Raw genomic sequence first — 17,063 nt, 5'->3', positions numbered from 1 at the left:
CGACCGCCTACGCAACCAGCAGGTGTCGTGGTTTCAGGCCCAACGCCGCTGCCCTCATGAGTTCACCAACCGTCAGTTCCGAGGAAAATCCCAGTTCCTCAGCCGATTGAGCGTTCTCCAGCAGATCCGGCGAGTTGGAAATTCTGGTAGAGCAGATGAAATTGTCGGCAACGGAGGTAACGAGGACAGCCACGTCACCCTGAGGGTGCAGCTGAGCCGCGACGTCACCAATCCTGTCCGAAGCGACTACGCAGATAAACAACACTTCACCGGTGCGAGTTGTCGGGCCTTCAAGGAGAGCATCCCGCTCACCCGGCTCCGCCATTACTGCGTTGATCCGGTCGGCGATATGCAGCCGCTCTTCCTGGCACGCATCATTGAGCACTCGGACGAGATACTCAGCCTCACCAGCCAAAAACACCTGTTCAGTGTGGATGCGCACGCCAACATGCGGGGACAGCCCGGCTGAGGTCAGGATCTCGCCGAGGTCATCCCTGAGTTCCCCCATCGAGGCCCGGCCGCCTACCAACCCGGGAATCTGAGGGCTGTAGATCCCGTAGCCTTCGTCGTCCTGGCTGGGCACGACGACGATGAGATCAATTGTCTCGTCAGGCACGTTTGATCAACTCCTTCGCCTTGTCCAGGGAGAGCCCTACCTGCTGTACAAGTATGATGCGCACGAGGCGCGGAGACACGGTCACACCGTCATGAAACGCGAACGTGATGTCTGGGTAACCCGGCGAACGAAGCTTCCTGTGGCTCCCTGTACGCCTCACCTCACAGTAGCCCAACTCCCGTTCCAGCAGCCGAAGCAGCACTCTGGCCTTCACCGAAGGCCACTCATTTCCCATAGGCAACAAGTCTTCGACTTTCATACCAAGATCGCCACCCGAGGGATGTTCTGCTCAAGATCTGACAATTTCCCGGCATCCCAGTCAGCGAAAGTGCCCGGCACACCACGTGGTGTGCCGGGCACTTTCGCTGACTGGTACCAGGAAAAATCAGCCGAAGCGGCCCGTGATGTAGTCCTCGGTCTTGCGCTCCGCCGGGTTGGTGAAGATCTTCTGGGTGTCGTCGTACTCCACCAGGCGGCCCGGGTCGCCGGTCTTCTCGATCGAGAAGAAGGCCGTCCGGTCGGAGACGCGCGCGGCCTGCTGCATGTTGTGCGTGACGATGACGATCGTGTACTTGTCCTTGAGCTGCGAGATCAGGTCCTCGATCGCCAGCGTCGAGATCGGGTCGAGCGCGGAACACGGCTCGTCCATCAGCACGATCTGCGGTTCGACGGCGATGGTGCGGGCGATGCACAGCCGCTGCTGCTGGCCGCCGGACAGGCCGCCGCCGGGCTTCTTCAGCCGGTCCTTGACCTCGTTCCACAGGTTGGCGCCGCGCAGGGCCTTCTCCGCGGCCTCCTCCAGGGCTGCCTTGCCCCGGACGCCGTTCAGCCGCAGGCCGGCCACGACGTTGTCGAAGATGGACATGGTCGGGAACGGGTTGGGCCGCTGGAACACCATGCCGATCATGCGGCGGACGGCGGTCACGTCGACGTCGCGCTCGTAGATGTCCTGGTGGTCGACCGTCAGCCTGCCTTCGACCCTGGCGCCCGGCAGCACCTCGTGCATCCGGTTGATCGAGCGGAGGAAGGTCGACTTGCCGCAGCCGGACGGGCCGATCAGCGCCGTCACCGACTTGGGCTCGATCGTCATGCTGACGCTGTCGATCGCCTTGAACGCCCCGTAGTAGGCCGTGACGCCCGATGCTTCAATTCGCTTGGCCATGCGAGGTCACCTCGAGAGCTTGCTGCGGCGGGCCAGGAGCTTGGCCACGACGGTCAGGGTCAGGACGATCGCGACCAGGGTGAGCGCGCCGGCCCACGCACGCGGTTCCGCGTACTTGGAGGAGTCGGTCGCCTGGTCGAACACGTAGTACGAGAGGGAGGACTGTGATTCGAACGGGTTGAAGGCGATCGCCGAGTTCACGCCGGCGACCAGCATCACCGGTGCCGTCTCGCCGGCCGCGCGGGCGATGGCCAGCATGACACCGGTGACGATGCCCGGGCCGGCCGTCGGCAGCACGATCTTGGTGATCGTCTTCCACTTCGGGATGCCCAGCGCGTACGAGCCCTCGCGGAGCTCGTTCGGCACGAGGCGGAGCATCTCCTCGGTCGAGCGGACCACGGTCGGCAGCATCAGCACCGACAGGGCCAGCGAGGCCGCGAACCCGGAGAGGGTCGGCGCGCCGTCCGCCGAGAACATCGGCGAGACCACCATGACCCAGAAGGCCAGGATGAACAGACCGGCCACGATGGACGGGATACCTGTCATCACGTCGACGAAGAAGCGGATCCAGGAGGCGAGCTTCCCCCGGCCGTACTCCACGATGTACACGGCGCCGAGGATGCCCAGCGGCACGGTGATCAGGACCGCGATGCCGACCTGCTCCAGGGTGCCGATGATCGCGTGGTACGCGCCGCCGTGCGCGTCGAAGGCGCTGATGTTGTTCATCGAGGTACCGAAGAACGTGCCGTCCAGCCGGGCCCAGCCCTTGTCGACCACGGTGAACATCACCGAGACGAGCGGGATCACCGCCAGGACGAAGGCACCGTAGATCAGCGCGGAGGCCACCCGGTTGCGTGCGGCACGGGAGCCCTCGACGCGCCAGGCGGTACCGAACAGCGCGGCGACGAACAGCAGGGCGGCGAGGATGCCCGTCATCACCGGGCCACCGAGGCCGAGCCCGAAGCTCAGCCCGGCAGCCACGGCCACCGCACCGGCCCCGATCGCCAGCGGGGCGAACCGTGGCAGCCTGCGGGCGGTCAGCGAAACCATCACCGGAACTCCCTCCGCCGGTACACGATCGCCCGGGCGGTCATGTTGACGATCAGCGTGATGGTGAACAGCACGAGACCGGAGGCGATCAGTGCGCCCCGGCCGAAGTCGTCGGCCTCGCCGAACTTGTTCGCGATGTTCGCGGCGATCGAGTTACCGCCGGTCTCGACCAGGTTGAACGAGATCACGAAGGTGGTGCCCAGGGTCATCGCCAGCGCGATCGTCTCGCCGAGCGCGCGACCGAGGCCGAGCAGGACGGCGGCGATGATGCCGGGGCGGCCGTAGGGCAGGACCGAGGTCCTGATCATTTCCCACTTGGTGGCGCCGAGGGCGAGAGCCGCCTCCTCGTTCGCCTTGGGAGTCTGCATGAACACCTCGCGGGACAGCGAGGTGATGATGGGCAGCACCATGATCGCGAGGACGATCGAGCCGAGCAGCACGGACTTGCCGAACGGGCCGTCGCCGCCGAACAGCGGGAGCCAGCCCATGTACTCGTTCAGCCAGGCCGACAGGTCCTTGACCGGATCGACCAGGTAGTCGCGGCCCCAGAGCCCGAAGACGATGCTGGGGACCGCGGCGAGCAGGTCGATCAGGAAGCCGAGAGTCGTACTGATCCTGCGCGGCGCGTAGTGGGAGAGGAACAACGCGATGCCCAGCGCGACCGGCACTGCCAGGAGCAGGGCGATCGTGGCACTGAGCACGGTACCGAAGGCAAGGGCGGCGATGCCGAACTTACGGTCGGCCGGTCCGGTGAACCACTCCTTGTAGGTGAAGAAGTTCTCCTTGTTGTCCCGCAGAGCCGGGACGGCCTCGGCGATCAGGAAGGTGGCGATGGCCACGATGATCACGAGGACGGCCGTGCCAGCGCCGGTGGTCAGCCACCGGAAGATCGTCTCCGCGCCGAAGCGCCGCCGCCGGGGGAGCATCGCCCCGGCAGCGGGCTTCGTGGTGGTGCTGCTGGTCATTAGGCTGCGATCTTCGCCGCGGCCGCTGCGACCTTGACCCGGACCGACTCGGCCAGCGGGGCGTAGCCGAGCTTGGTCAGCTGGGCCTGGCCCTCGGTGCTCGAGGTGTAGGTCAGGAAGCCCTTGATGAGCGCGGCCTTGTCGCCGTTACCCGCCGAGCAGGCGATCTCGTACGTGACCAGGACCAGCGGGTACGCGCCTGCGGCCTTGGTGTTGTAGTCGATCTTCAGCTTGAGGTCGTCGCCGGAGCCCTTGACCTCGGCGCTCTCGACCGTCTTGGCGGCCGAGGCCGGGGTCAGCTCGGTGAACTCGCCGGCGCCGTTCTGGATCTTCGCCTTCTTCAGGCCGGCGGTCTCGGCGAAGGACATCTCGACGTAGCCGATCGAGCCGGAGGTCTTGGCCACGTCGGCCGCGACACCGTCGGAACCCTTCGAGCCGACGCCGCCCGGAGCCTTCCACTCCTTGGCCTTGCCGAACGTCCACGCGTCCTTGGCGGTGGCCGTCAGGTAGTCGGTGAAGTTCTCGGTGGTGCCGGAGCTGTCCGAGCGGTGCACCGTCTGGATCGCGGCGTCCGGGAGCTTGGCGCCGGGGTTGTCGGCGGTGATCTCCGGGGCGTTCCACTTGGTGATCTTGCCGGAGAAGATGCCGGCCAGCGTCGCGGGCTTGAGCTGGAGGCTGTCGACGTTGTCGACCTTGAAGACGATGGCGATCGGGCCGGTCACCATCGGCAGGTGGATGGCCTTGCCGGTGGCGCAGCGGGCGTCGGCGGCCGGCTGCTCGGTGTCCTTGAGCGCCGAGTCCGAGCCGGCGAAGTCAGCGGTCTTCGCGGTGAAGCCCTGGATGCCCGCGCCCGAGCCGTTCGCGTTGTACTCGATCTTCGCGTCCTTGCAGGCTCCCTTGTACGCCTTGATCCACTCCAGCATCGCGTTCTTCTGCGCGGAGGAACCGGCCACGTTCAGGGTGCCGCCGGCGCACTCGATCTTGGCAGCCGCTGCACCGGTGGCACCGGGCTTCGTCGTGGTGTTGTCGGAGCCGCAGGCCGTCAGCGCTAGCGTCGCCGTCAGGCCCACACCGGCGATGATGCCGAGTCGCTGGAGCTTCACTTCGGTCCTCTCAGAGCAGGTGCCGGTGCTGCTCACCGGTTGTCTGGGACGTTAGGAGCGCCAGGTGACGGGTTCCCCGGAGTCGAATGAACGAACGGTGAACTCGTCGGCCATCACAGGTGACGACACACTGTGGGCGAGATGGATGTCACGTGAACTGGCTCGTCAGGCCAGATTTGACACAGCGACCTTTGTCTCTGCGTGTACCCCGCTGACCAGCTCCAATGCGCCCGTGGACGGCGTCCACGCGACGATCGGACGATACGTGGAGTCCCCCGCCCGTACGAGCAGCGTCTGCGCGTCGAGCCAGCCGAGGATCACCGGAGTCGATACGACGGCTCCGTTCACCGACTGCTGGACCAGAGCGTGCTTGACCTGCCCTGCCGTGTTCACCACGGCCACAGCCCACTGGGGCCTGCCGTACCCGCGCGGCATCCGCAGGCTGCTCGCCGAGCACACCCGGGCCACCAGGTCGCCGGACAGCCAGGCCGCGCCGTCCCAGAAACCGACCCAGCGCATGGCCGGCGACGCCTGGAGTTCGATCCGGGTGGCTGGCGTGCCGTCCGGTACGGCACCGGTCGGCGGCCCGGCGGGAGCCGAGTCCGTCGCGCTGTCCGGCCAGCGCTGGAGCTTGGCCGGCATGCCTTCCCTGGCCACGGTGAGCTGGAGCAGCCCGGGGCCGATCGCGATGTCCTCCTGCTCGTACGGCACGGGCCGGGTCTGCCCGGTCACCGGGTCGACGACGAAGGACCTGGCACCCTGCCCGATCAACGCCCGCCCGTCGGCCAGCCAGGAACCCGTCACGTGGAAGCCGCGGATCGGGAAGGTCCTGGTCTGCCCGGACGGGAAGTCGACGACGTGGATGACGTTGTTGCCGGCGAAGACCGCCCGGGTGCCGTCCCTGGTCAGTGCGGTCGGCGTGACCCAGGGCCTGAGCGTGACCACGATGTCGGGGAGCTTGCGGTACAGGCCGTCGGAGCCGAGCACGAACACGGCCTCCGACGTCTCCAGGAGCGCGAGCGCCTTGGGTACCGGGGAGGCACTGAGTGACGGGGCAGTGTCGAGCGGCGCGATCTGGACCGGGAGTGCCATCCTGCGCTGCGGCAGTTTGACCAGGGCACCAGGGTCCGGAAGCAGCAGCACTTCCCTGGGCAGGGTGGCGGGCGGCGGTTCCTCAGTCGAGTCCGGATCTGGCTCGGCCGTGACCTGGCTGCCCAGCGCGAACAGCCCGGCCAGCGCCACGCCGCCGCCAGCGATCAGGAACCTCCGGCGCCGGATCACCCCGGCGCCCGACCAGGCGGCTTCCGCCAGGGTGGCGGGCTCGGCCACCCAGCGCTTGCCGCTGCGGGTCCCGACGTAGAGTGCCTCGCCAGCTGTCCCGTTGGTGTCTTCCAGGCTCAGCGGTACCGGATGGGCGCCCTCACGCCATTCGCGCAGATTCTGGTCGAGCCGCTTGAGCACGTACGGCAGGCGCCTGTCCTCGGCGAGCCGGCCCCAGCGCAGCGCCAGGGCGCTCAGCGTCTCGTGCAGCGCGGACTCGGTCTGCTGGTCGTGCCCGACCGCCCGGGTCGCGGCACGACGCAGCGCATCGGCGTACGCGACCACGAAGGCTACGTACTCCTCGGGAGGCGACCCACCGCGCAGCATGGCACTGATAGTGACCCCCGCCACGCCCACATGGAAGGGCTACGAACGGGCTATTACCGCTTTGTGATCCGCTGGAAACCAATGTCCGCCGTCCAGCGCATGAAGCCGAGCCGGCTGTAGAGCGAGACGGCACGCGGATTGCCCTCGTCGACGTACAGGTTCACCTCGTCGATGCCCTGTTCGCGCAGGTGGTGGAGGCCAGCGAGCGTCAGGCTCGTACCGAGCCCGAGACCAGCGCCCAGCTCCGGATCGACCCCGAGGACGTAGACCTCGCCGACCCCGTCCGGGTGCACCTTCGTCCAGTGGAACCCGACGAGGACCCCGTCCCGCTCGGCGAGCAGGAAACCGGCCGGATCGAACCACGCGGCCGAGATCCGCAGATCCAGATCGCGGCGGGTCAGTTTCCCCTGCTCCGGGTGGTCGGCGAACGCGCGGGCGTTCACCCGCAGCCAGGCGTCCTCGTCCCGGCCCGGCTCGAACGGCCGGATGGTCACGTCGCCGGGCAGCTCGGGCTGCGGGATCGGCCGGCGCAGTGACCGGCGCATCTGCCACAGCGACCTGTGCCGCTCGAAGCCCAGCCGCAGCGCGATCAGGCTGGCCGCCGGGTGGTCGCCGTGCGCCCACACCCTGAGGCGGCCGTCCGCGTCCCGCTCTTCGGCGATGCGCGCCACGGCCTCGGCCAGCTGCCTCCCGTACCCGCGCCGGCGGAGCATCGGATGCACCACCAGCTCCGCGCCCGGCCCGCCCGCCGGATCGGAGACGTCGACGTTCGCGTACCCGGCCAGCTCGTCCCCTGCCATCACCAGCACGTGCAACGCCGGCTGCCCGTCCTTCAGCTGGAGCACGGCATGCTCGGACACCGGGTTGGCCCCGTCGGCGTCCCCGGCTACGCGCAGCAGCGCGAGTACCCGGTCAATCTGGTCAGCGGTCAGCTTCTCGGCGATTTCCGTCACGGAGGTCACCGGGCAACGGTAACCGGCCCTGGCGCGCTCACCGGCTCACGGCTGGACGGCGGGGTGACGAACTTGTACCCGACCTGCCGCACGGTCCCGATCATCGACTCGTACTCGCTGCCGAGCTTGGCCCGCAGCCGCCGGACGTGCACGTCGACAGTCCGGGTACCGCCGAAGTAGTCGTAGCCCCAGACCTCCCGCAGGAGCTGGTCACGCGTGAACACCCGCCCGGGATGCTGGGCGAGGAACTTCAGCAGCTCGAACTCCTTGTACGTGAGGTCGAGCGGCTGCCCCTTCACCTTCGCCGCGTACGTGTCGGGGTCGATCGTCAGCTCACCGGCCTTGATCAGGCCCTCGGTCGTCGCCCCGCCCCCGGCCCGCCCGACGGCCAGCCGCAGCCGCGCCTCGACCTCGGCGGGCCCGGCCGTGGCGAGCAGCAGGTCGTCGAGCCCCCAGTCGGCGGACACCGCGATCAGCCCCGACTCCTCCACGACCGCGAACAGCGGCACGCCGATCCCGGTCGCGTGCAGGAGGCGGCAGGTGGCTCTGGCGTCGGCCAGCTCGCGGCGGGCGTCGACCAGCACGACGTCGGGACTCGGCCCGGACATCAGCGCGCGCACGTCACGCTCGGCGACCCGTACGGTGTGCGGCAGGAGATCGAGTGCGGGCAGGACGCCGCTGGACGCGGCCGTCATGACCAGAATTTCCACAGAAGCTCACCTCCGGGCGCTTGTTAACGCTACCCCGGCGCCGGTGACGGTTGGCTGGGCTGAGAATAACAAGGTGACCGCCCCTGAGATAGCTTTCAGCGAGCCCAGCCGCGCCGGCCGGCACTCCGGACGCCGGGCTGCCCGCCGCCAGGCCGCGACCGAGGGCACGCTGGCCCATCCGCCGGTTCCCAAGTTCCGCTCGCTGACGCTGTCGGCGCTCGCCGCCGGGCTGACCGTGCTGCTCTTGCTGGCCGCGCGGCTCGGTGACTGGGTGCACGCCGGGGTGCTGCTGGCCGTCCAGTTCTTCTACATCCGGACGTGGATCGCCGCCGCCCGGCCGCAGGGCTGGCTTTTCGTCGCCGTACCTGGCGCCGCCGTTTCGGTGCTGGCCAGTGCCGGTGCCGTGCTGTGGAACGAGCCTTCGCTGATCCCGATCGGGTACGCGATCGCCAGCGGCTTCCTCTTCGCGATGTTCGGCCAGCTCGCCCGGCGGAAGGGGCGCGAGGGGCTGACCGACGCGTTCGGGGCCGCCGTGTTCCTCGCGGTCGTCGTGGCCAGCTACCCGGTCGCGATCGTCCTCGTGCGCCAGGACACCGGTACCCGCATCCTCGCCATCGGCCTCCTCGCGGCCGGGGCGGCCGTCGCGCTGGCCCGGGTCGCCGACATCGTGCCGATCGGGCCCCGGCTGGCTCCCGAGGTGCCGCGGCTGCTGTTCGGCATGCTGATCGGCATCGCCGGCGGTACCGGCATCGCTGTCCTGGCCGGTGGCCTGCGCACCGACCTGTCGGTGTCACGGGCGGCGCTGATCGGTCTCCTGGTGGCGGGTGCGGCGATTCTCGCTGATCTCGTCGCCTGCTTCCACGACGCGGACGGGCCGGGTGGCAGCGACGCGAGTTCGTGGCTAGCCTCGGCTCGTGGGCCGCTGCTCGCCTTCGCTGTGGCGATCCCGGTGACCTATGTGGCAGGGGTGCTGATCCTGGGCGCCGTCTGAGGAACGGTGTGAGGAGCGGTGTGAACAAGGCCGGGAAGATCACGATCGCTGTCGTCCTGACGCTGGGCATCCTGACGGTCGCCGCCGACCGCGTGCTGGCCGTCGTCGCGGAGGATGTGCTCACCGACCAGGTGTCCACGCAGCTCAAGGGCCGGGGCATCGAGGCGAAGGGCGAGCCGGATGTGGCGATCGGCGGCTTCCCGTTCCTGACGCAGGTCGTCGGGGGCGAGTTCGACGAGGTGACCATCGGGGTCGGCGAGGTGCGGTCCACCGGCGTGGCGATCACCGATCTCGAAGTGAAGGCCACCGGCGTCAGGACCGACCTCAGTGCCAAGTCCGCGACCGCCGGCGTGGTCAGCGCGACGGGCACCGTGCCGTACGCCTCCGTGGCTGGCCTGCTCGGGCAGCCGGATCTCACCGTGACCGCCGACAACGGGAAGCTCAAGCTGCGCACGACCGTCCGCGTGGCCGGCCAGCCGGTCGTCGTGCTCGCGACCGGGGCCGTGACCCTCAGCAACGGCCGACTGAAGCTCGTGCTCTCCGACGCCCGCCCGGAATCTGGCACGTTCCCGGCCGGCAGCCAGCGGCTCGTGAATGAACTGACCGGCAGGCTCTCGCAGGAAGTGCCGCTGCCGGCCCTGCCGTACAGCCTCACGCTGGACAAACTCGAGGTCACCGACGGTGGACTCCGCGTGTCCGCGAGCGCACGCAACGTGCCACTCTCCGGTTGAGACCCTCCTCACCCTGGAACTATGCCCGGGGTCTTTGCTAGTCTCCCGAACTATGGCTATGCGGCTCACCAAGCGACGGGCGATCGACTTTTGTCGAGTCGCCACCGCGCTGTGTCGCCAGGGCTGATCGACCGTCTTCTGACGCGACGTCCCTGAGCACCGCAACCATTCTTCTTCTTGCGTAGCTCCCGTTTGTGTAGCTGAGTCACGTCCCCAACCGGCCGGGCTCGGTGCGGCGTCGCACATCATCACGTCCTCAACCAGCACAAAAGGGGTATACCCATGAGCCGCGACACCGCGCTCGTCTCTGCCGAGTGGGCAGAGAAGAACCTCAGCCAGCCGGGCCTCGTCTTCGTCGAGGTCGACGAAGACACCGCCGCCTACGGCACCGGCCACATTCCGGGGGCCGTGCGCCTCGACTGGAAGACCGAGCTCCAGGACCAGGTCCGCCGGGACTTCGTCGACCAGGAGCAGTTCTCCGCGCTGCTGTCCAGCAAGGGCATCGGCAACGGCGACACCGTCATCCTGTACGGCGGCAACAACAACTGGTTCGCCGCGTACGCCTACTGGTACTTCAAGCTCTACGGCCACGGCGATGTCAAGCTGCTCGACGGTGGCCGCAAGAAGTGGGAGCTCGACGGCCGTCCACTGGTGACGGAGGTTCCCGAGCGGGCCGCCACCTCCTACGAGGCCAAGCCGCAGGACCTGTCGATCCGCGCCTTCCGCGACGAGGTACTCGCCGCGATCGGCACGGCCAACCTGGTCGACGTGCGCAGCCCCGACGAGTACGCCGGCCGCCTGCTCGCCCCGGCCCACCTGCCGCAGGAGCAGTCGCAGCGGGCCGGCCACGTGCCGACCGCGATCAGCGTCCCGTGGTCGAAGGCCGCGAACGAGGACGGCACCTTCAAGTCCGACGACGAGCTGCGTGCCCTCTACGCCGACCTCGACGAGCGCGACACCATCGCCTACTGCCGGATCGGCGAGCGTTCCTCGCACACCTGGTTCGTGCTCAAGGAGATCCTCGGGCGCGAGAACGTGAAGAACTACGACGGTTCCTGGACTGAGTACGGCTCACTTGTCGGCGTGCCGATCGCGCTGGGCGACACCCCTGGAGGTAACTGATCATGGCTACTGCGACCGTTGTGAACGCCGCCTCCTGCGCGGCCCCCGACCAGGCCGCCCCGATCCCGGCCAGCGTCGACCTCGCCAAGGAAACCGTGATCACCGGAGTGGTGCTCGCGGGTGACCAGGTCGTGCCGGGCGCATACGTGCGCCTGCTCGACGCGACCGGCGAGTTCACCGCCGAGGTCGTCACCTCCGCCGAGGGCGTGTTCCGATTCTTCGCCGCTCCGGGTGACTGGACGCTGCGTGCCCTGTCCCGGGCCGGCAACGGCGACGCCGTCGTCAACGTCGAGCGGGGCATCTCCGAGGTGACCGTCAAGGTCGCCTAGCGACACCGGGTACACACAAGACTTTGGGATGTTCAGGTTCCCAAAGAAGAAGGGGGTCCCGGGCGCGGGCGGCGCCCGAGACCCCCTTCCGCAAGCAAGACAGCAAGAAACGAACGGCCCCGGGATTGGAGTCCCCGGGGCCGTTCGTTTGCTGGCACCACCAGTTCAAACCCAGGATCAGAACCTGGATTTTGTACCTGTCAGCAGAAGCTGATCCAGGAACGCCGGGAAACATCTGCGGTCGCCGTGTAGTTCGCGTTGCCGGCGTAGGAGGCCTCGTACTTGCCGCCCAGGATCACCCAGGTCAGCAGCTCGACGGTCAGCCGGTTCGTGGCGCACGTGGCGACACCGCTCGCGTTCGACACGCCAGAGCAGTAGGCGATGCCGTTGCGCGACATGTTCACGGTCGCGCCGGCGATCGGCTTGCCGCTGCCGTCGACGATCTTCGCGGAGAAGTACACCGTCCACTGGCTGATCCGGAAGTGCGCGCCGTCCGCGTCGATCGACGTGCCGGCCTTGAGCACGACCTGGGTGTAGCTGCCGGTGCTGCCGGTGTGGCTGGCGTCGCCGGCGTAGGAGACCGTCAGCGGGTGGCTGCCGGCCGCGAGCCCGCCGACCGTGAAGACGGCCTTGCCGGTCGCCTCGAGCGTCGCGGTACCGACGGTGGTCAGCCCGTTGGACAGCGTCACCGTGCCGGTCGGGGTACCAACCGGGCTCGCCACCTGCGCGGTGAGCGCGGCGGACTGGCCGTACACGATGGACGCACCGGTCAGGGTGGTGGTGGTCGCGGCGCTCAGCTCGGCGTCACCGTTCACGACGGCTGTAGCGGTGTTACCCGCACCGTCGGTCACCCGGACCTCGATGCTCTTGGCGCCGTTGCCCTCCGACAGCGTGAACGGCTGACCGCTGACGCATTCCTTCCACTCGCCGCCGCCGTTGCGGCACTCGGTCTTCGCGATGCCCGACAGGCCGGCCTGGTCGGCGGCGTCGAAGCTGAGCGTCACCTGAGAAGTGGTGGCGTGGAAGTTGGCCGCCGGCGCGGTGATGCCCACGGTCGGGGCGACCCGGTCGAGGCCGAGGACGGCGTCCACCTTGGCCGGCAGGACCGACACGGTGTCGTTCGGGCCGATCGCTACGGCGTAGATGCCCCACAGCCCGTTGACCGGCTTGTCGGGGAAGGCCATCAGCACGTTGCCGTCGGGCTTGCTCGGGTCGGTCTCGGAACCGCTGGTGATGTGGCTCGAACCGACGCGGCGGCCACCGGGGCCACACGGGTCGGCCCGGGTGTGCGTGGTCGGCACGGTGAACAGGTCAGCGATGCCACCGCCGGGCGGCGGGGTCGTCACGGCGGAGTGGATGCCGCAGACGACGGCCGAGTAGCGGGTGACGGCCGGATTACCGCTGGAGGCGTGGATGCCGGTCGACACCGACCCGGCGTTGTACCAGAACTGTGCCGGGAACTCCGCCCGCGCGGACAGCTCACCGGCGCTCATGGCCCCGAAACCCTGCGGCGCGGCCGGTGCGTCCTCAGCCGGGGTACCCGAGTCGGCGTGTGCGATGTCGGCGGCGAGCAGCGAGTCGGCGGAGTAGTGGTACGTGTCCTCATCGGAGGCGAAAGCCTGGCCCGGGACAGCGACGGCGACGGCGACCGCTGCGAAGGCAGCGGTCCTGAAGAAGCGAGTGCGCATGCATCTTCCCTGCGATAGAGGGGCTGAGCTGGAGATCCGCGAAGCCAGGGCCCACCCAGGAGCTTCGAAGCGGAAATACTCGCAGGGAGATGTATCGCCCGGCGCGACCCCGGCGCAAGGCGTGATCGTGTAGCCGTCGTTTCCCTTGACGGGGAACGGGATCCGTGCTCAGCGCGGGCAGGCGTCAACCGGCTGCCGGGCAATAGTACGCACCCCGGGCAAGCCCACCGGCCATACGTCTCATCGGCGACAGCCCGGGCCTCGTTACGTTTTACGCCGGCCTGACCTCGGGGCTGACCGTGGGGCGCCGGCTCGCCAGGCCCCGGACGAGGAGGTCGAGCCCGAACTCGAACCGGTCGTCGCCGTTCCCGGTCAGCATGACGGCCGCCATCGGAGCCAGGTTCGGGAACGTGTCGGCCGGGAGCGCCTTGTAGTACTCGGCGAGCTGCTCGAAGAACGGAACCTCGAGCATGTTCTCCTGCCAGGCCAGCTTCTGCTCGAACAGCGAGGACTCGTAGGAGTGGGCGTTCGCGTACAGGCTGAGGATGTCCACGGCCCACGCGCAGTCCTGGTCGGACAGCCCGCCGGCCTTCAGGACCCCGAGCATCCCGTCGGCGACCCGCAGCACGTTGAACCCGGTGGGGATGCGGGCCATCGCGATCCGCCCGATGTCACGGTGCGAGGTGAGCACCCGCACCGACTCGCGCACGAAGTCCTTGACCCGCTCCTCCCAGTCCTCTGCCGAGGCCTCGGGCACGCGGACCTCGGCGCACACGGCGTCGATCAGGAGGTCGTACAGCTCTTCCTTGTCCTTGACGTGGGCGTAGAGCGAGGCGGGCCCGGTACCCAGCTCCTCGGCGAGCCTGCGCATGGTGAGCGCGTCGAGCCCCTCGGCGTCCAGCACGGTGAGCGCGGCGGCGACGATCGCCTCGCGGCTGAGCGGCTGCTTGGCCGGGCGCTTCTTCGGGGTCTGCCAGGGCGGTACCGGGAGGTTCATGGCGGCCAGCATACCCGATCTCGAACGGCGTTCGTCGTAGCGAACCACGTTCGACGCTTACGAACATTGTTCTTGACTCGAACTCCGTTCGCCATGTAGAACATTGTTCGTCAGCTACGAACGTTGTTCGGAAGGGATCGGAATGCTCACCCACGTCGAGGCGCCGGGGCACCAGCGCCACTACCAGCGCCGCTGGCTCGTCCTCGCGCTGGTGCTCGCGGCGGAGGTCATGGACCTGCTCGACGCGACCATCGTCAACGTCGCCGGGCCGTCCATCCGGGCGGACATCGGCGGCACGGACACCACCCTCCAGTGGATCTCCGCCGGCTACGTCCTGTCCTTCGCCGTCATGCTGATCACCGGCGGCCGGCTGGGCGACATCTTCGGCCGCCGCCGGATGTTTCTGGTGGGCGCGGCCGGATTCACCCTCGCCTCCGCCGCCTGCGCCCTGGCCCAGACGCCGGGCCAGCTCCTCGCCTTCCGGGTACTCCAGGGCGCGCTCGGGGCGATCATGATCCCCCAGGGGCTCGGCATCATCCGGCACGTGTTCCCGCCGAAGGAGATGGGCAAGGCCTTCGGCATGTTCGGCCCGGTCATGGGCCTGTCAGCGGTGCTCGGCCCGATCGTCGGCGGCGCGCTGGTCAGCGCCGACCTGTTCGGTACCGGCTGGCGCATGATCTTCCTGATCAACCTGCCCGTCGGCCTGTTCGCCCTGTTCGGGGCATGGAAGGTCATGCCGGAGGTCACCTCGCCGGCCAGGCCCCGGCTCGACCTGCTCGGGGCCGCGCTGGTCACCGCCGGTTCGCTCGCCCTGATCTACCCGCTCGTCCAGGGTCGCGAGGAGGGCTGGCCGGCCTGGATGTGGGGCCTGATGGCGCTGTCCGTCCCGATCTTCGCTGTCTTCGTCTGGTACCAGCGGCGGACCGCCGGCTCCCCGCTCATCGAGCCCAGCCTGCTCCGGCAGCGCGGGTTCACGGGCGGCCTGGCCGTCCTGCTCGGCTTCTTCGCGGCGATGACCGGATTCCTGCTGGTCTTCACGCTGTTCCTCCAGCTCGGGCTCGGGTACTCGGCGATGGAGGCCGGCCTCACCCAGGCACCGTGGTCGCTCGGCATCGCCGTCGGCGCCGTACTGTCCGGCGCCGTTCTCACCCAGAAGCTGGGCCGCAAGGTCGTCCAGCTCGGCCTGCTGGTGATGGCGGCGGGCATGCTCGGGCTCTGGTGGACGCTGTCGGCGCAGGGCACGGCCGTCACCGGCTGGGAACTGGCCCCGGCTGGCCTGGTCAGCGGGATCGGGATGGGCATCAGCATGGTGCCGCTCTTCGGCTTCGCCCTCGGCGAGGTCGGCGAGCACGAGGCCGGCTCGGCCTCGGGGGTCCTGACTGCGTTCCAGCAGCTCGGTGCGGCGATCGGCGTGGCTCTGGTCGGCACGCTGTTCTTCGACCGGGTGGCGGGCCAGCCCTCGCCCGCCACGTTCCTCGACGCCACGCAGGAGATGATCTGGGTGGCCGGCGGGTTCTACGTCCTGACCTTCGCCCTGGTCTTCCTCCTCCCTCGCAAGCCACGGGAAGACGCCCACTGAGTCTTTGACATTGATCTTGCTCTTGATCTGACGCGCGGTGGCCCGCTGAGGGCGAATCTGGCAAGCATTCGGGGCTCCCTCGTACCGGTGTTGTACGTGGGAGCCCCGAATGCGCAGTCCAGATTGGTTCTCAGCGGGTCGTACCATACCGATGTGACTAAGCAAGGGCGATGGGTGCTGGGGCTCGGAGTGGCGTGGGGTGTACTGCTCGCCGCCGGGGCCGTGTACATGGCCAGGTACGGCGAGGCCACCGTCCGGGAGCAGCGGTCGATCAGCCAGGCGCAGCCCGTCGTGGACCGGGCGACCAGCGTGGTGCTCGGTGCGGCGGGGCCTGACACGGCTGCCGAGATCAGCGGGTACGAGCTGCGCGCCCCCTGCAAGATCAGCGCGGCCAGGCCGGGCGTCAACTACCAGCGCGTCGTGAACCTGTACGTCAAGCAGGGCGAGGAGAAGGCGCTGCTGGAGAAGCTGCGCGCCGGGCTGCCCGCCTCGTACGACGCCCAGATCAAGGCCGGGACGCTGTGGGCCGACGCCGGCGAGTTCGTCCGGGTGACGGGAACGGTGCCCGGCCCGGGTCAGGTACGGGTGTCGAGTTACACCGGGTGCCGGCCGGAGGACACTCTCGCCACCTTCAAGGCCGCGGCGGACGATCGCGGACTGGGCGAAGCCCTCGCCCTGCTCGCCGTCCAGCCCGCTGACCGGCAGGTGCACCAGGTCCTCTGCGCCACCACGGTCACCGCGTCAGCGCCGGGTGCGAGCCCTGGGCCGCTGCCGGAGAAGTTCGCCGGGAAGACGCTGGTGCTGAGCACTCCCGACAAGGTCGTGTACCGGGAACGCGACGTCACCATCGTGGTCAGCGCCTCCGGCGGCGAGCTGACCCTGAGCCAGACGGTGGCGAACTGCACGCCATGACGGTCCGCGTAGCGTCCGCTGAGGACCTTGCCCTGCTGCCCGCCGTGGAGACGGCCGCCGACGAGATGTTCGACGGCATGGACCTGCCGCCGGCCGGGTCGGCCGGGGAGCTTGCCGCCGCCCGGCTCGTCCTGGTCGCCGGTGATCCGCCGGCTGGCTTCGCCCGGGTCGAGATCGTGGACGGGCTCGCGCACCTGGAGCAGCTGTCCGTCCATCCTGAACACGGCCGCCGGGGTCTTGGCGGGGCGCTCGTCGAGGCCGCGTGTGCCTGGGCGGCGGCGGAAGGGTTCCCGGCGATCACGCTGATCACGTTCGCCGACGTGCCGTGGAACGCGCCGTTCTACGCCAGACACGGCTTCGAGCCACTGACCGAGCTGACGCCTGGGCTCGGCGAACTCCGGGCCCACGAGGGCGAACTGGGGCTCGACGCCCTCGGTACGCGGGTGGTCATGCGGCGGGAGCTGCGATAACGCGGGGATCGCGATAAATCGGGGCCGCGCCGGCCGGT

Annotated in this window: 19 protein-coding genes; 8 read left to right on the top strand and 11 right to left on the bottom strand. The window is 68.8% G+C overall.

Going from position 1 to position 17,063, the window contains the following annotated elements:
* Positions 1-7 precede the first annotated feature (7 nt).
* The 9 genes from A3G1_RS0100965 to A3G1_RS0100925 all read right to left on the bottom strand — a co-directional run bounded on the left by A3G1_RS0100965 (position 8) and on the right by A3G1_RS0100925 (position 8,191).
* Entirely contained in the window at positions 8-616 is a 609-nt protein-coding gene (locus A3G1_RS0100965; protein WP_018347583.1) for a hypothetical protein, read from the bottom strand.
* Positions 609-851: a type II toxin-antitoxin system HicA family toxin gene (locus tag A3G1_RS42260; protein ID WP_026211677.1), complete on the bottom strand. Its 243-nt coding sequence runs from the start codon at positions 849-851 to the stop codon at positions 609-611. Before A3G1_RS42260 ends, A3G1_RS0100965 begins: the two co-directional genes overlap by 8 nt.
* A gap of 150 nt (positions 852-1,001) precedes the next feature.
* Positions 1,002-1,778: a phosphate ABC transporter ATP-binding protein PstB gene (pstB, locus tag A3G1_RS0100955; protein ID WP_018347581.1), complete on the bottom strand. Its 777-nt coding sequence runs from the start codon at positions 1,776-1,778 to the stop codon at positions 1,002-1,004.
* A 6-nt stretch (positions 1,779-1,784) separates the two neighbouring features.
* Positions 1,785-2,828 (bottom strand): phosphate ABC transporter permease PstA, encoded by a 1,044-nt coding sequence (gene pstA / locus A3G1_RS0100950; RefSeq protein WP_018347580.1) that lies wholly within the window; start codon positions 2,826-2,828, stop codon positions 1,785-1,787.
* Positions 2,828-3,793: a phosphate ABC transporter permease subunit PstC gene (gene pstC, locus A3G1_RS0100945; protein ID WP_018347579.1), complete on the bottom strand. Its 966-nt coding sequence runs from the start codon at positions 3,791-3,793 to the stop codon at positions 2,828-2,830. The genes pstA and pstC overlap by 1 nt, the downstream gene beginning before the upstream one ends.
* The gene (gene pstS, locus A3G1_RS0100940) at positions 3,793-4,896 is read right to left on the bottom strand and encodes a phosphate ABC transporter substrate-binding protein PstS (RefSeq protein WP_018347578.1); all 1,104 of its coding nucleotides are present in this window, start codon (positions 4,894-4,896) and stop codon (positions 3,793-3,795) included. Before pstS ends, pstC begins: the two co-directional genes overlap by 1 nt.
* A gap of 165 nt (positions 4,897-5,061) precedes the next feature.
* Complete coding sequence (locus tag A3G1_RS0100935) at positions 5,062-6,543, bottom strand: hypothetical protein (protein WP_018347577.1); 1,482 nt, start codon at positions 6,541-6,543, stop codon at positions 5,062-5,064.
* A gap of 53 nt (positions 6,544-6,596) precedes the next feature.
* The gene (gene mshD, locus A3G1_RS0100930; RefSeq protein WP_018347576.1) at positions 6,597-7,505 is read right to left on the bottom strand and encodes a mycothiol synthase; all 909 of its coding nucleotides are present in this window, start codon (positions 7,503-7,505) and stop codon (positions 6,597-6,599) included.
* Complete coding sequence (locus A3G1_RS0100925; protein WP_018347575.1) at positions 7,502-8,191, bottom strand: winged helix-turn-helix transcriptional regulator; 690 nt, start codon at positions 8,189-8,191, stop codon at positions 7,502-7,504. The genes mshD and A3G1_RS0100925 overlap by 4 nt, the downstream gene beginning before the upstream one ends.
* A gap of 88 nt (positions 8,192-8,279) precedes the next feature.
* Between A3G1_RS0100925 and A3G1_RS40270 the strand changes: the two genes are divergently transcribed.
* The 5 genes from A3G1_RS40270 (at position 8,280) to A3G1_RS0100905 (ending at position 11,379) form a co-directional block, all read left to right on the top strand.
* Complete coding sequence (locus A3G1_RS40270; RefSeq protein WP_018347574.1) at positions 8,280-9,197, top strand: hypothetical protein; 918 nt, start codon at positions 8,280-8,282, stop codon at positions 9,195-9,197.
* Between the two features lie 20 nt (positions 9,198-9,217).
* Positions 9,218-9,928 carry an LmeA family phospholipid-binding protein gene (locus tag A3G1_RS0100915; protein ID WP_018347573.1) on the top strand — a complete coding sequence of 237 codons (711 nt, stop codon included), beginning with the start codon at positions 9,218-9,220 and terminating at the stop codon, positions 9,926-9,928.
* 52 nt (positions 9,929-9,980) lie between these two features.
* Complete coding sequence (locus A3G1_RS42255; RefSeq protein WP_425411368.1) at positions 9,981-10,055, top strand: putative leader peptide; 75 nt, start codon at positions 9,981-9,983, stop codon at positions 10,053-10,055.
* A gap of 155 nt (positions 10,056-10,210) precedes the next feature.
* Positions 10,211-11,050, top strand: a complete 840-nt coding sequence (locus A3G1_RS0100910; RefSeq protein WP_018347572.1) for a sulfurtransferase — start codon at positions 10,211-10,213, stop codon at positions 11,048-11,050.
* Between the two features lie 2 nt (positions 11,051-11,052).
* Complete coding sequence (locus A3G1_RS0100905; RefSeq protein ID WP_026211675.1) at positions 11,053-11,379, top strand: DUF1416 domain-containing protein; 327 nt, start codon at positions 11,053-11,055, stop codon at positions 11,377-11,379.
* Between the two features lie 200 nt (positions 11,380-11,579).
* On the opposite strand, the gene A3G1_RS0100900 is transcribed toward A3G1_RS0100905, so the two are convergent.
* Complete coding sequence (locus A3G1_RS0100900) at positions 11,580-13,067, bottom strand: Ig-like domain-containing protein (protein ID WP_018347570.1); 1,488 nt, start codon at positions 13,065-13,067, stop codon at positions 11,580-11,582.
* A gap of 271 nt (positions 13,068-13,338) precedes the next feature.
* A complete protein-coding gene (locus A3G1_RS32560) occupies positions 13,339-14,064 on the bottom strand; it encodes a TetR/AcrR family transcriptional regulator (RefSeq protein ID WP_169437511.1) in 726 nt (241 codons plus the stop codon).
* A gap of 142 nt (positions 14,065-14,206) precedes the next feature.
* Here A3G1_RS32560 and A3G1_RS0100890 point away from each other — a divergent pair, with 142 nt between their 5' ends.
* The 3 genes from A3G1_RS0100890 to A3G1_RS0100880 all read left to right on the top strand — a co-directional run bounded on the left by A3G1_RS0100890 (position 14,207) and on the right by A3G1_RS0100880 (position 17,025).
* Positions 14,207-15,643 carry an MFS transporter gene (locus tag A3G1_RS0100890; protein ID WP_018347568.1) on the top strand — a complete coding sequence of 479 codons (1,437 nt, stop codon included), beginning with the start codon at positions 14,207-14,209 and terminating at the stop codon, positions 15,641-15,643.
* Between the two features lie 153 nt (positions 15,644-15,796).
* Positions 15,797-16,555: a hypothetical protein gene (locus tag A3G1_RS32555; RefSeq protein WP_157640829.1), complete on the top strand. Its 759-nt coding sequence runs from the start codon at positions 15,797-15,799 to the stop codon at positions 16,553-16,555.
* Positions 16,552-17,025 carry a GNAT family N-acetyltransferase gene (locus A3G1_RS0100880; RefSeq protein ID WP_018347566.1) on the top strand — a complete coding sequence of 158 codons (474 nt, stop codon included), beginning with the start codon at positions 16,552-16,554 and terminating at the stop codon, positions 17,023-17,025. The genes A3G1_RS32555 and A3G1_RS0100880 overlap by 4 nt, the downstream gene beginning before the upstream one ends.
* Positions 17,026-17,063 lie beyond the last annotated feature (38 nt).

Origin of the sequence: Longispora albida DSM 44784, assembly GCF_000379825.1 — a bacterium.
Taxonomy (GTDB): domain Bacteria; phylum Actinomycetota; class Actinomycetes; order Mycobacteriales; family Micromonosporaceae; genus Longispora; species Longispora albida.
Note: the sequence above shows the minus strand (reverse complement) of the source record. Positions and strands in the feature narration are given on the sequence as shown.